Annotated in this window: 14 protein-coding genes; 10 read left to right on the top strand and 4 right to left on the bottom strand. The window is 49.0% G+C overall.

All coding sequences use genetic code 11. The features are described from left to right. Window positions 1–73: 73 nt before the first annotated feature. Entirely contained in the window at window positions 74–1,300 is a 1,227-nt protein-coding gene (locus DFER_RS00445) for an ImmA/IrrE family metallo-endopeptidase (protein WP_012779710.1), read from the top strand. 20 nt (window positions 1,301–1,320) lie between these two features. Further along, entirely contained in the window at window positions 1,321–1,797 is a 477-nt protein-coding gene (locus DFER_RS00440) for a hypothetical protein (RefSeq protein ID WP_012779709.1), read from the top strand. Between the two features lie 141 nt (window positions 1,798–1,938). On the opposite strand, the gene mnmE is transcribed toward DFER_RS00440, so the two are convergent. After that, window positions 1,939–3,306 carry a tRNA uridine-5-carboxymethylaminomethyl(34) synthesis GTPase MnmE gene (mnmE, locus tag DFER_RS00435; RefSeq protein WP_012779708.1) on the bottom strand — a complete coding sequence of 456 codons (1,368 nt, stop codon included), beginning with the start codon at window positions 3,304–3,306 and terminating at the stop codon, window positions 1,939–1,941. Window positions 3,307–3,479: 173 nt separating this feature from the next. Here mnmE and DFER_RS00430 point away from each other — a divergent pair, with 173 nt between their 5' ends. The 6 genes from DFER_RS00430 (at window position 3,480) to msrB (ending at window position 9,663) form a co-directional block, all read left to right on the top strand. Then, window positions 3,480–4,061 (top strand): 7-carboxy-7-deazaguanine synthase QueE, encoded by a 582-nt coding sequence (locus tag DFER_RS00430; protein ID WP_012779707.1) that lies wholly within the window; start codon window positions 3,480–3,482, stop codon window positions 4,059–4,061. Further along, window positions 4,061–5,977, top strand: a complete 1,917-nt coding sequence (locus DFER_RS00425) for an OmpA family protein (protein WP_012779706.1) — start codon at window positions 4,061–4,063, stop codon at window positions 5,975–5,977. Before DFER_RS00430 ends, DFER_RS00425 begins: the two co-directional genes overlap by 1 nt. Before the next feature lie 175 nt (window positions 5,978–6,152). Next, the gene (gene trxB / locus DFER_RS00420) at window positions 6,153–7,115 is read left to right on the top strand and encodes a thioredoxin-disulfide reductase (protein WP_012779705.1); all 963 of its coding nucleotides are present in this window, start codon (window positions 6,153–6,155) and stop codon (window positions 7,113–7,115) included. 79 nt (window positions 7,116–7,194) lie between these two features. Further along, on the top strand, window positions 7,195–8,268 hold the full coding sequence (locus DFER_RS00415) for a M23 family metallopeptidase (protein WP_012779704.1): 1,074 nt from the start codon (window positions 7,195–7,197) through the stop codon (window positions 8,266–8,268). 12 nt (window positions 8,269–8,280) lie between these two features. Next, entirely contained in the window at window positions 8,281–9,009 is a 729-nt protein-coding gene (gene bshB1 / locus DFER_RS00410) for a bacillithiol biosynthesis deacetylase BshB1 (protein WP_012779703.1), read from the top strand. Between the two features lie 84 nt (window positions 9,010–9,093). After that, a complete protein-coding gene (msrB, locus tag DFER_RS00405) occupies window positions 9,094–9,663 on the top strand; it encodes a peptide-methionine (R)-S-oxide reductase MsrB (protein ID WP_012779702.1) in 570 nt (189 codons plus the stop codon). 40 nt (window positions 9,664–9,703) lie between these two features. Here msrB and DFER_RS00400 read toward each other — a convergent pair whose 3' ends face one another. Further along, window positions 9,704–10,474 carry an LVIVD repeat-containing protein gene (locus tag DFER_RS00400; RefSeq protein WP_012779701.1) on the bottom strand — a complete coding sequence of 257 codons (771 nt, stop codon included), beginning with the start codon at window positions 10,472–10,474 and terminating at the stop codon, window positions 9,704–9,706. 23 nt (window positions 10,475–10,497) lie between these two features. Further along, window positions 10,498–11,037 carry an LVIVD repeat-containing protein gene (locus DFER_RS00395; RefSeq protein ID WP_012779700.1) on the bottom strand — a complete coding sequence of 180 codons (540 nt, stop codon included), beginning with the start codon at window positions 11,035–11,037 and terminating at the stop codon, window positions 10,498–10,500. Window positions 11,038–11,200: 163 nt separating this feature from the next. On the opposite strand from DFER_RS00395, the gene DFER_RS00390 reads away from it, so the two are divergent. After that, window positions 11,201–12,175, top strand: coding sequence for a c-type cytochrome (locus DFER_RS00390; protein WP_012779699.1), 975 nt, complete (start codon window positions 11,201–11,203; stop codon window positions 12,173–12,175). A 270-nt stretch (window positions 12,176–12,445) separates the two neighbouring features. Here the strand turns inward: DFER_RS00390 and DFER_RS30660 are convergent, their stop codons facing one another. After that, the gene (locus DFER_RS30660) at window positions 12,446–12,571 is read right to left on the bottom strand and encodes a hypothetical protein (protein ID WP_262485292.1); all 126 of its coding nucleotides are present in this window, start codon (window positions 12,569–12,571) and stop codon (window positions 12,446–12,448) included. A 382-nt stretch (window positions 12,572–12,953) separates the two neighbouring features. On the opposite strand from DFER_RS30660, the gene DFER_RS29790 reads away from it, so the two are divergent. Beyond that, the gene (locus DFER_RS29790; RefSeq protein WP_012779697.1) at window positions 12,954–13,280 is read left to right on the top strand and encodes a hypothetical protein; all 327 of its coding nucleotides are present in this window, start codon (window positions 12,954–12,956) and stop codon (window positions 13,278–13,280) included. Window positions 13,281–13,881 lie beyond the last annotated feature (601 nt).

Genomic DNA, 13,881 nt, shown 5'->3' with positions numbered 1-13,881 from the left:
AAAAGTAAAAATTTCCCATTATCGGGAATATTTTTACTATATTGCGAATATATAATCACAATCAGTATCAAAAATGGGAAATAACAACTTATCTGACCTAGTATCCAGCTTGTTTGATAAAGTTGAGAGCGGCCCCTCGATCAGCTTCTCAGAACTGGTCGAGCAAAAGAAGATCGAATTAGGTCTTACAGATTTTCAGATGTCTAAGATTTTAGGGATACCGAAAAATACCTTCTATCGGATGACGAAGAGGATATCCGAGGGTGACGTAGAGTCACTTGACTACTTCTCCATTATAAAGATTAGCCAGCTTTTCAACTTGGATGTTGAGGATTTGACCAAAACATACGTTGGATCGCTTAATCCAGAACATATTGGTCAAATTGAAGATGCGCGAAAAGCTAATTATATCTTACGTACGTTTGATGTCAAGGCACTCAAAGACTTAAACTTTATATCTTCTACATCCGATTTTCGGCACATCGAGGACCGAATAACATCATTTTTTCACCTAGACTCAATTTTTGATTATAGTCATGAGGTGGGAAGAGTACTTTTCAGCAAGCTCCACAATTCCAATGATAAAATGAGAGAGTTATGGGTACGCTCAGCTTTCTTTCAGTTTGAAAAGATCGAAAATCAAAATAATTACGATCGCGACGCGCTTGTAGGCCTCGTCAAAAACATAAGACCTTACACCCGATATGAAGAGAAAGGGCTGCTAACAGTTATCCGTGCATTGTTTAGCGTTGGAATTACGGTGATTGTCCAACCATCCCCACCGAAAGCGAAAGTGAGGGGCGGAACATTTGTTGTAAACGGAAGGCCATGTATCGCCATCACTGATTATAATAACAACTATGCGACACTATGGTTCGCATTAATGCACGAGTTGTTCCACGTTCTCAACGATTTAGATCAACTAAAAATCCTCAAATATGCGCTAACCGAGGACGGATCAGCGGACTTATTCTTACTTCAAGAAGAAGACGCAGATTGGTTTGCCAGAGAAATGCTCTTCCCGCGCGAATTTATGAGCTATATCAAACATTTAATTAATTCACCGGCGTCAGTTGCGAAGTACGCGGAGGAAAAGCGCGTTCACCCATCAATAATTTACAGCTTTTTCTGCTATGAAATGAATAAAGAAAACGGCAAAAATATGTACGGGCTGTACCAACAATATTTTGGAAAAACTGATGTAGCGCTGAAATCACTAAAAACAAATCCATTCGATAAACAATCTATTTTTGAAGAAATATCGCTGATTAAGAAAAGACTTAGTGCGCAAAACAATTAATCATTTTATCACAAACTTGGATGGAAAATAAGAAAAACAAGAAAACTCAGGTAGATCGTCTTGAAGAAATGAAGCGACTAATCGACCAGTCAAAGGATATGACCTCTATTCAGCCATTGCTATTTCCTTTAGAAGAGCTTGGAGATGAGGATATCAGTTTCGATGCCAATATTTTTGATGATATTGCCGACCCGGACAAATCGCATCGGTTGTATTTCACGATGCAAAGAATGCTAATCGACAACCTACCAAAAGGGAAGGAAAATAAGCGGCTTCGTCAACAAATATACGATCAGAAGAATCTCTTTCTGAATAGAGGTAAAGCTCTCGACAAAAATGGCTTCAGACATAGCTCTGGACAGATGACATACATCTCGACTTTTTTGGAACCGGCCTTCAATGTAACAGCTGAATGGGTGAAATCGGGAGGTGGCCCACTCGATATTTTCATGTCCTTTTATGATCTAAATAAAGCTAATGGATTCACGTTAGACTAAATATTAGGCTTCGTGCGGTATAAGCTTAAAGCAAAATGCGTCGCTACTTAGAATACAATTAAGTTTAAATGAGAAATCCGTCTTGGTACACTCGCTAGACGTTTTTTCATTTAAACTTAATCATTGGTATTTGGGCAACATTTATTTCCCAATGCAAAAGCGAGAAAAAATATTTTCAAGTAAGTCGTCAGTTGCAATAGTCCCCGTAATCTCCCCCAAATGATGCAGCGCCAACCGGATATCCTGCGCCAGAAAATCCCCCGTAACACCTAACGAAAGCCCATTCAAAACATCCGTCAAAGAATCCGAAGTCTTCATCAAATGCTCATAATGCCGCAGGTTGGTCACAACCGTATCCCCGGCCGCTTGCCCGTGCACGAGGGAAACGAGTTTCGAGGTCAATACAGGCAAATTCTGCTGCGTATGCGCGGAAATGGGGATAATGTCCGAAGCATCGCCAGACAGTTCAGAGGCCAACAAAGGATTAATATCGGTTTTATTCAAAACAAATAGCACCTCCTTACCAGCAGGTAGCAATGCCGCCAACGCCCGGTTATCAGCCAGCGTCTCCGCACTGTCAAAAAGGAAAATCACAATATCCGCCTTATCCATCGCGGCCTTCGAACGCTCGATACCAATCGATTCCACTACATCGGTCGTTTCCCGGATGCCAGCAGTATCGATAAACCGGAATTTCAATCCATCCAGCACAATCGTATCCTCGATCACATCCCGCGTGGTGCCGGCAATGCTGGTCACAATAGCTTTCTCTTCATTTAACAACGCATTCAAAAGCGTCGACTTACCCACATTCGGCGAGCCGATAATCGCCACCGGCACACCTTCCTTAATCGCATTACCAAAATCAAAAGAACTGATCAGCGGCTCGATCGTCGATAGCAACGCATCGATCAAACGCCGCAGATCGTCCCGCTGGGCGAATTCCACGTCTTCCTCGCCGAAATCCAGTTCCAGCTCGATCAAAGAAGCAAAATGAATCAGCTCAGCTCGCAGCGAGGCCAGCTTTTTGGAAAAACCTCCCCGCAGCTGGTTCAATGCAGTTTTATGGCTCGCTTGCGAGTCCGCGGCGATCAAGTCCGCCACGGCTTCGGCTTGCACGAGGTCAAACTGGCCGTTCAAAAAGGCGCGCTGCGTGAATTCGCCGGGTTTGGCAATGCGGGCACCTTTCAAAATAAGCACCTTTAATATCTGACGAATAATGTAGTCCGAGCCGTGGCACGAAATCTCCACCGAATCCTCTTTGGTAAATGAGCGCGGCGTTTTGAAAACCGTCACAAGCACTTCGTCAATAATTTCATCGCCAGAGAAGATGGTGCCGAAATGCACGGTGTGGCTTTCGGCGTTTTCGAGGTTTTTGCCTTTGAAAACGCTGTTCACCATCGCGATCGAGCCCAGGCCCGATACGCGTATAACACCGATCGCGCCCACGCCCGAGGGCGTCGCGAGCGCGCAAATCACTTCCTGCTGACGGATTGTTTCTGTATTCATAATTGCAAATATGCTACTTTTAAGGAGAACCATTAAGCGGAGAAGGAAGTTTGAATTTTGTACCTTTACGGGATTTTTCCCGCGCCAAGGCGTGTTACACTTTTTTCAACATTAAGATTTCCAACATTTTGCTTACCGAAACTTTGCCCATCGTTACTTCCCAACTTCCGGTGATGGAAGCCTTCTACACCTTGCAGGGTGAAGGCCAGCACAGCGGTCGTGCCGCGTATTTCATCCGTCTCGGCGGCTGCGATGTGGGCTGCCATTGGTGCGATGTAAAAGAGTCGTGGGATGCCAGTATCCATCCCAAATTCGACATTAATGCGATCGTCGACGGCGCATTGCAGTATCCCGGTAGATTGGCCGTCATCACCGGTGGCGAGCCATTAATGTACAATCTCGACGCGCTGACAGGCGCATTGCAGGAGGCGGGTTTCAAAACCAACATCGAAACCTCAGGCGTTTATCCGTTCACCGGCCATTGGGATTGGGTGTGTTTTTCTCCCAAAAAATTCAAAACGCCGCATCCCGATATTTACAAGAATGCCGACGAGCTGAAAACGATCATTTATAACAAAAGCGATTTCGACTTCGCCGAGGAGCACGCCGCCAAAGTTTCGCCGGAATGCACCCTCCTCATGCAGCCCGAATGGAGTAAGCAGGACGTCATGCTGCCTTTGATAATTGACTATATCAAAGACAATCCCAAATGGAAAATGTCGTTACAAACTCACAAGTTTATGAACATTCCATAATGCACCGGATTATTCTTTTTTGCTTCGCACTAGGCATTTTTACCCTCCAATCCGTTTCAGCTCAGGACGTTACACTATCCAGGACAGCCCGGCAAGTATACGATAAGGCACAAAAAGCCTGGCAGGAAAGGAAGCTCCCCGAAGCGACCGAGCTGTTTGAAAAAGTGCTCGAAATGGAGCCGAACAGCTACGATACGCATTTGCGGCTCGCGCAGGTATACGAACTGCAACGCAAGCCCGACCTTACCCGCAAGCATTATCACAAAGCCGTAGCCCTCCGCCCCGACGCACCGCAGTCAGCACCGGCATTCCAATGGATCGGTCGCGACCATTTCAATGCGCAGCGCTACGATTCCGCGCAATTTTACTTCGAAAAGGCATTGCCATTGTTTCCCGCAAAATCGAGTTTGGGACGGCTGGCAGAGAAGTCCGCAGCTTCGGCGAAGTTCGCAAAGCAGGCTGTGAAAAATCCGCTACCGATCGAAAAACGGTCCATGGGCGACACGGTGAATTTCCTGGCAACACAGTATTTCCCGGTGATGACGGCCGATGACGAGACATTGATTTTCACCGGCTTGACTGAAAACCGGGACGAGAACATTTACTTTACACGCCGCATCAAAGGCGACCGCAGCCCAGACCGTTGGGACGTTCCCGAGGAGATTTCCAAATCCATTAATACCACCAATAACGAAGGCACCTGCACCGTCTCCGCTGACGGTCGCACGCTCGTATTCACGGCCTGCAACCGCCCCGATGGTCACGGCAGCTGCGATTTGTACATTTCCCATAAAGTGGGCAATGAATGGAGCCAGCCTGTTAACCTTGGTCAGGAGGTCAATTCCCGGGAATGGGATTCGCAGCCCTCGCTTTCGGCCGATGGTCACACGCTCTATTTCGCCTCTGATCGCAAGGGCGGCGTAGGAAAGCGGGATATTTGGATGACGCAGCTGAACGACAAGAAGCAATGGACTGCGCCCAAAAACCTCGGCCCGACCATCAATACCACCGACGACGAGAATGCACCATTTATTCATGCCAATAACCGCACGCTGTTTTATTCTTCCAACGGCCTGCCGGGCATGGGTGGCTTCGATATTTTCATTACCCAAAAAATCGACACTACGTGGGCACCGCCGGCCAATATTGGCTACCCTATCAACACGGTTTCTGATCAGGTAGGCCTGTTTATCGCTTCCAACGGCGAGAATGCCTACTATACCGACGATAATACAGAAAAAGGCGGCGGGCGCTCGCTGCTATACACCTTCCGCGTGCCCGAATCGCTGCAAAAAACCATTACGCCCACGCGCTACGCGAAGGGTAAGGTGTTTGATAAGAAAACAGGAACGGTACTGGCTTCGGACATCGATCTGTTTGACCTTAAAACACAGACGAAAGTAGGTTCTTTCAATTCAGATAGCCAGAATGGTTCGTTTCTGGCGGTTTTGAACAGCGGTGGCGAGTATGCTTTTTATGTTTCAAAACCGGGTTATTTATTTAAAAGCCTTTCATTTACGGTCAATAATGAACAGTCGTTTATAAACCTTGAAATCCCGCTGGAAGCAATCGAGAAAGACCGGGCGGAGGTTTTGAATAACATTTTCTTCAAAACAGGAGAATATATCCTCGACGACAAATCGAAAGTGGAGCTCGACAAGATGAGCGACTTTTTGCACAAAAACAAAACCATTAAAATCGAAATATCCGGCCATACCGACGATGTGGGCTCGGATACCGAGAATATGGCGCTCTCGCAACGCCGGGCGCAGTCGGTGCAATATTATCTGCAACAGTCGGGAATTGCGGCGGACCGGATTTTAGCCAAAGGTTATGGCGAAACAACGCCCAAAGCGCCCAATGATTCAGATGAAAACCGGCAGAAAAACCGAAGGATCGAGTGGCGCATCCTTTAAATGCATTTGCATAAGGGGTTGAAATTTTGCACTTTTGTCAGTCAGCCAGTGTTGTACCAACAGGTACAGAAAGGCAAAATCCCTATCCACACGCGAAGATTTGGCCTTTCGGTCACTGCCGGTTTTTCCGGCTAAAAGTTGAACATTCGTCATTAACAGTAGTTTTTATAATAACATGTCATCCGAGAAAGTCTCTTGCTTAATTATCGGCTCCGGCCCTGCCGGTTACACAGCCGCCATATATGCATCCCGCGCGGGATTGAATCCAGTACTTTACCAGGGTGCCCAGCCGGGCGGTCAATTGACGATCACGACAGAAGTTGACAACTATCCGGGCTACCCCGACGGCATTACCGGCCCTGAAATGATGATCAACTTCGAAAAACAGGCCAGGCGCTTCGGAACAGACGTGCGCTACGGCCTCGCTACTTCGGTTGATTTCACAGGCTACCCGCACAAAGTGATCATCGACAATACCCACGAGATCACTGCCGATGCAGTCATTATTTCAACAGGTGCTTCGGCCAAATGGCTGGGCATTGAAGGAGAAGAACGTTTGAACGGCCACGGCGTATCTGCCTGCGCTGTTTGTGATGGTTTCTTCTTCCGCGGACAGGACGTAGTGGTAGTCGGTGCCGGTGATACGGCTGCCGAAGAAGCGAGCTATCTGGCGAAACTTTGCCGCAAAGTATACCTGCTCGTTCGCCGCGACGAAATGCGCGCGTCGAAAATCATGCAGAAACGTTTGGAAACGCTGCCGAATATCGAAATCCTTTGGAACACCGAAACCGTGAAACTGAACGGTGAGCACGGTCTGGAATCGGTATTGGTTAAAAATAATAAAACGGGCGAGGAGCAACTTTTGGAAGCAACCGGTTTCTTTGTTGCGATCGGCCACAAACCGAACACGGATATTTTCAAAGGTTATGTCAACATGGACGAAACCGGCTATATCCAGACGATCAAAGGAAGCTCCTGCACCAACATCAAGGGCGTTTTCGCCTGCGGTGATGCGCAGGACAATGTTTACCGCCAGGCAATTACCGCTGCGGGAACAGGCTGTATGGCGGCATTGGATGCTGAAAGGTTCCTTGTAGAACGGGAAGTGGACGTTATCATCGAAGAAGAAACCGCTTAAAATCAATTGCAAAACCCCTAAAAGGATCAGGCTACGCTGAATAATAAGCACCAGCGTAGTCTGATTTGGTATTATACTTATGAAAGTAAAGCTTATTGTTTGTTTGCTAATGGCCGTGTGTCTGATCTCCTGGAACACGCAAGCGCAAGAGCGAGGAAAATTCCGAAGAAACCCCAAGATCAACCAGTCGGGCAATAATGCCAACGAAGGCCCGACCACCAAAGCCACGCCTCAGCCCGAGGACGAATACGAGGTAGAAACTTCCAACCTGAAATTCCAGAGCCAGTTCGAGCCGGTCAAGCCGCTGAACCCCGTCGTGAATGAAGATACCACCACCATTGACGAAGGGGAAACCGAAGTAGTGATCGCCGAAGATTCTGTGCTTGTTGCCGATGAATGGGTGAAGGCTGCCGAATATTACGTGATCTGGGACGCCCGCACGATCAACCCCTACGGCCTCAAAGCCGAAGATTTCGACGAGCCGGTAGATTTGAAACTATACGACCAGGCTGCCAACCGCATGTGGGCCGCACCGATGGAAAAAACGCCCGTGACCTCGCATTTCGCCTACCGCTGGGGCCGCTGGCACAACGGTACCGACCTTGATCTCGAAACCGGGGACTCGGTGCGCAGTACTTACGATGGCATGGTGCGGATCGTGGCCTGGGATGGTAGCGGTTACGGCCGGTTTGTGGTGGTAAGACATTACAATGGTTTGGAAACGCTCTATGGTCACCTTTCGAAACAAATGGTCGAGTCGGGCCAGTTGGTGAAGGCGGGCGAAGTGATTGGTTTGGGAGGAAATACCGGCCGCAGCTCAGGCTCGCATTTACATTATGAAAACCGCTACGAAGGTAACCCGTTCGACCCGGAGCACATTTTCGACTGGCCTGGTGCTGCCATCAAATCCGACCGTTTCCTGCTTACCAGCGCGGCTTGGAGCCATATTCGTGGGAGAGTAAGCAAGAGCGAATTCGAGGCGGGCGATGCTCCCAAGGCATATTCCCGCTCCATTTTGCACAAAGTACGCTCGGGCGACACGCTGGGCTCCATCGCTTCCCGCTATGGCGTGAGCATTTCTTCCATTGCGCGGAAAAACCGCATGTCTACCCGCTCCACCCTGCGGATCGGACAGAAACTGCGCATTAAATAATCCGAAACTGACATGAAATTAGATATCCTTGCCATCACAGCCCACCCCGACGACGTGGAGCTGTGCTGCGCCGGAACTTTGCTCGCACAAATGGCGCTGGGCAAGAAAGTAGGCATTATAGACCTCACCCGCGGCGAGCTGGGCACCCGCGGGACACCCAAGGGACGCATCCAGGAAGGTCTCGACGCCGCACGCATACTCGGCGTGGACGTACGGGAGAACGTGGGCCTGGCCGACGGTTTTTTCAAAAACGACGAAGCGCACCAGAAAGCCATTATCCCGTTTATCCGCAAGTACCAGCCTGAAATCGTTATTACCAATGCCATCAACGACCGCCATCCCGATCACGGGCGCGGCGCGGCACTGGTTGCCGAAGCCTGCTTTTATTCAGGTTTAAGAATGGTCAAAACGTTCGATGAGCAAGGCAATGAGCAGGAAGCATGGCGACCTAAAAACGTCTTTCACTCCATCCAGGACCGCTACATCAATCCCGACTTTATTGTAGACATCACCGCCTTCCACGACCAGAAAATCGAGGCTGTGAAAGCATTCAAAAGCCAGTTCCACGTGCCCGACTACAAAGGCGAAGGCGAGCCGCAGAGCTACATTTCGTCCCCCGAGTTTTTGGAATTCATCATCGCGCGGGCCCAGGAAATGGGTCACGCGATTGGCGTCAGGTATGGCGAAGGCTTTACCACTGCCCGCAAACTAGGCGTGCGTGACCTGTCGGTTTTCCTTTAACATTTATTAGGAAAAATTTGCGGGAATTAGTTTGACCTGTCCGGTTGTTTTCATCGTATATCTTGATAAACAGATCAAAAACGCATGAAAAATTTCATAATGGCCGCCATTGCCGGAGTGTTCGCCCTCACGCTGCAAAACTGCTACGGGCAGTCCTCGGCCGACCAGAGCAAACCGGCCCAGAAAGCACCCGAATATTCGCGTACTGAAACCGCACCCGTCAAAAAAAGCAACGACGAGTGGCAGAAGATACTCTCGCCCGAAGTGTACCGCGTGGCGCGCCTCAAGGGCACCGAACGCCCATTCACGAGCGAGTATGAGCATTCCAAAGAAATCGGCACATTCTACTGCGCCGTGTGCGGTAACCCGCTGTTCAAGAGCGATGCCAAATACGAAAGCGGCTGCGGCTGGCCGAGCTTCTTCGAGCCGATCAGCAAGAAGTCCATTGTGGAAGCGGCGGATAATAGCCTGGGAATGCACCGCATTGAGGTGATGTGTGGCCGCTGCAAATCGCATTTAGGCCACGTATTCGACGACGGCCCACCTCCTACCGGCCTCCGCTATTGTATTAATGGCGTTGTGCTGGATTTTGAAAAAGCTAAAACTGCCGAGAAGAAATTCAATAGCAAAAAGAAAACCCAAACCGGTAGCTAACACGCCCTTCGGTTTGGGTAATTTACGAAAGCAGTATCCGCTATTCCTCTACCGCAATCCGGCTGAGGAAGCGGATACTGTCTGAATCGTCGTAGTTGTATTGGAATAACCCCTTCTTGCCTGTGATAATGAGGTGGTTGTTGCGAACAATCACATCGTACGATGGCACTTCCTGGAAATAACGCTTGTGAACCGGTGTTTTCGGATCGGTAATGTCCATCACACGGAAGCCTTTGTCGCCTTCGCACACAAACAGTTTATTGCCCGACACCCCGAGGCCATAAGGCGAGTCCATCTGCTGGCTGCCCACCATCGCCGGCCGCGTAGGATCACTGATATCCACGACATCCAGCGAACTGAACGAACCGCCCGGCCGGCAATTCACACCCGCCCGCAAGGTCACATAGGCATATTGCCCCTGCACCACCACCGGATCGCATGAAAGCACGTGCGTGTACTTCGACATCAGCACCGGGCGGTTGGGTGTGGAGTTGTTGTAAATATACATGCCATCGTTCGCACCGATGAACAGGCTCTGCTGATAGGGAAATATCGTTTCAATCCCGATGCCCATATCCCTGGTCACGGTTTTGGAAGGATTGCCGCCGTCGCGAATATCATATACTTCCAGGGATTTTTTCGAAACGATATATAGTGTGTTACCGGTGATCGCAAAGCGGGCCATTGAGCCGCCGGTGCCGGTTTGCGGGCTTACATACGAATCTTTACTGCTGCTTTCGCAGGCATTCAGAATGAGCATCAGGCCAACTGCCGCGAGCCCGATAAAGAAAAGTGGGATCAATTTTTTCATAGCTGGATCAAGTTTTGGCGCTGTTACCGATAGCATTTGGGCTGTTCTTCCATTTCAACCTTCTCCCAATCCACCACAATTCCCTTTTTACTGTCTGCACATTCGAAATAAACGCCCTGCAAGGGAGGAAAGGCCTGCACCGGAATCACATTCGGGATCGTTTTGGTGAGCTTGGGCGCTTTGGGATCGGTAATGTCGATCACCAGCAGGTTGGAGAGGTTATCGGCGTAGAGCCAGTTGCCCTTTACGGCGATGTCAAAATTGCCCTCGATGGACACAAACGATATATTCTGCGGCTTGGCCGGGTTGGCATTGTCGACGATGTGAATGCCTTTACCGAGTTCGTTGATGAACAAGTAGCGGTCGTAGGTGTAGATCTTGCCCGGATCTTTGAGCGACCGCGCTGTCGACACCTCCACTTTGGCCACATCTTCGGGATTTTTGTACACCGGCCGGTAAGCTGTTCCGTCGAACCTCACGCTGCCGACAAATGGCTCGGTATCCCTTATGTAACACGAAATCATCAGCAATGTCAGGCAACCTGCGAGTAGTGTTCTTTTCATGGCAGTCAGTCTGGTTGATTTTTACTTTCAGACACATTGTTGCATTTAAACGTTGCAGTCGCGGTCCAACTTTTCGCTAAATAACTAAGCATTTGAGCTTTACGCGAAATATTGTACCTTTTGCCTGATCCTGAAACTCACCATCACTGTAACCTCCCCTGTTATGAAAAAACTACTCAAAATCGTGGGCATCCTCGTCCTCGTGCTTATTCTTGCCATTGCGGCCGCTGCTACGTACGTCAAAACCGCGCTTCCCGACATTGGCGATGCGCCCGTCATTTCTGTTGAAAGAACCCCCGAGCGCATCGAGCGGGGCAAGTACCTCGCCAACCACGTCACAGTTTGTATGGATTGCCACAGCTCCCGCGACTGGTCGCTGTTTTCGGCGCCGCTCGCCGCGGGTAATTTCGGCGGCGGCGGAGAGCTGTTCAGTCGCGATATGGGCTTCCCCGGCGTGTTTTACGCCCGGAATATCACGCCCTACGGCATAGGCGAATGGACCGACGGCGAGGTTTTCCGCGCCATCACCACCGGCCAAAGCAGGGACGGCCACGCATTGTTCCCCATCATGCCCTACCTGAACTACGGCCAGCTCGACCAGGAAGATATTTACAGCCTCATTGCCTACATCCGCACGCTCGCGCCCGTGAAGCACGACATCACGCCCGCTGAGGCCGATTTCCCGGTAAACTTCATCATCAACACCATGCCCGCCAAGGCGAACCTTACCCAACGCCCGTCGGAAGCCGATGTGGTGAGCTATGGACGCTATATGGCAATGGCGGCGGGTTGCGTTGAATGCCATAGTATGCGCGACAAGGGCACCAGGGTACCGGGCACGGATTACGGCGGCGGAATGGAATTCATCATGCCCACCGGCGTTACCACCTCCGCCAACATTACCCCGCACCAGGCCAACGGTATCGGCTCGTGGACAGCCGATGCGTTCGTCAAACGATTTAAGGCCTACGCCGATTCCACCTACAAACCACACAAGGTAGGACCGAAAGAAATGAATACACCCATGCCGTGGATGATGTATGCAGGGATGGAAGAAAGCGACCTCCGCGCGATTTTCGCGTACTTGCAGACTGTGACGCCGCTGGAAAACAAGGTGGTTAAATTTCGTCCGAACTGATCGGGCCGGCCCAAAACAAAAGCGGGGATCTGCATGACGCAAGATCCCCTTTCTTCTATCGTTGAGTAAAATCGGTATGAAAGTAGTAATGTAATTCTTACGGTATGTACAATAGCTTTTACATTCTACAACATAATTATCTATCGGTTACACACGTAGAACCCACTTGAAAATAGTCTATATAAGAAGTTTCTCAGTCGTGACGAAATGTAGAACTGTTGACAAGCAAACGGTGCTAACATGCCAAACTAATCGAATTAGTTCTTAATGTCAGGCAGCTTCTGCTACAATACTTTCCTCGATTTCCGCGAAAAGAATAATTCCCACATCCGTATGGGTGGGATAAAATTCCTGATACGATTGCAGCAATTCCGACTCGGTTGGTCGGTAATTCATAGTGAAATTGTAGGAATTGTGGACAATCGTCCCATCGGACGAAGCGGTTATAACAAGCGAGAATCTAGGCATGTTGGTGAGTAATAACGTTTTAGAACACTTGTAGTATTGTACGGGCCTACAAAGCGAATAAGTTCAATTATATTGTACAAAAAGTGTTCCACCGGGTTCAATAATGTTATTTTCTTTCCCCGCAACAAGAATTTATTATTCGGTCATGACGGTTGTAACCATCTTTCCACTAGCTGATTAAAGTTCGCTATCCTTTCCCGAGGCTCACCATTAATCCTTCTTGCGCACGTATCCAGATAACTTGGTATTGCAGAAAGAACTAATTTTATCCTATTACCCCCACAATCCTATAACTACGTTATTACCCTACATGAAACGTTCAAACATCTTTGTCTTCATTGAACTCTCAAAGTTCATGGAGAATCTTACCCTAAATCCCGTGACCTGCCGCGCCGATCTCGTTGCTCGTCACAGTTATTTTAAAATTATCCCTCCCAACATGTTTTCCGATGCGCTCTCAGCCGAGTGGCAGGGGATTTGCGGACAGGTGAAACGCTCCGGCCCCGCCTACAACGAAGAAGGCGGAATCATTGCCAACGAAACGAGAAACACGATCGAGCGAATGTCGGACCTGGAATGCCTGGAAATTATTCAACGGGTTTCCGAATTGCACAAAAAAGTCGCCGCAGAATTTTAGTCTTACCGTATTAACAAAAGAAGCGAATGCAGTACTCCCGCATTCGCTTCTTTTGTACTTCACTTATCCGCACATCTGTGGCCGTGCGCCCTGAGGCTGCTTCGCCTACATTTCATAATGATAAAATAGGATTAAATAATATGAATATTCGCTCAAAATTGCGCGAATGACATGTGTAAATTTGTGACAATAACTTTTCTTTTTTAGCTTCAACGCCGGAACTGGCGACATATTCATTTAAGTAGTAGCAGGCCTGGACCTTTCCTGGTCGTTGGTATCCAACAATTTACGCTGCTTCCCCTCGACAAAACTCCACACGCTACCAAGCTTGACAACTGATTGCCGGACTGGCAGAATCCCAATCCCTGACTGTCCCGGCAAATGCATTTGACAAGCTCATCGTGATAAGTTGCCTGAAAAAGTGCATCATGTTCGATGCATGCTGGATGGCCTGATAGTGATTTTTTACTCAACGTTAATCTTTTTCGAAAATGTTACTTGCACCTAATTTCCCGTCTCATCCGACTCCGCTTTCTCAGCGGCAAACACTGCGCTTACGCATTACTTTTGCGACATAGCGTACGCCAGCTGGTTATCATTC

This window comes from Dyadobacter fermentans DSM 18053, from assembly GCF_000023125.1.
Lineage (GTDB): Bacteria > Bacteroidota > Bacteroidia > Cytophagales > Spirosomataceae > Dyadobacter > Dyadobacter fermentans.
Note: the sequence above shows the minus strand (reverse complement) of the source record. Positions and strands in the feature narration are given on the sequence as shown.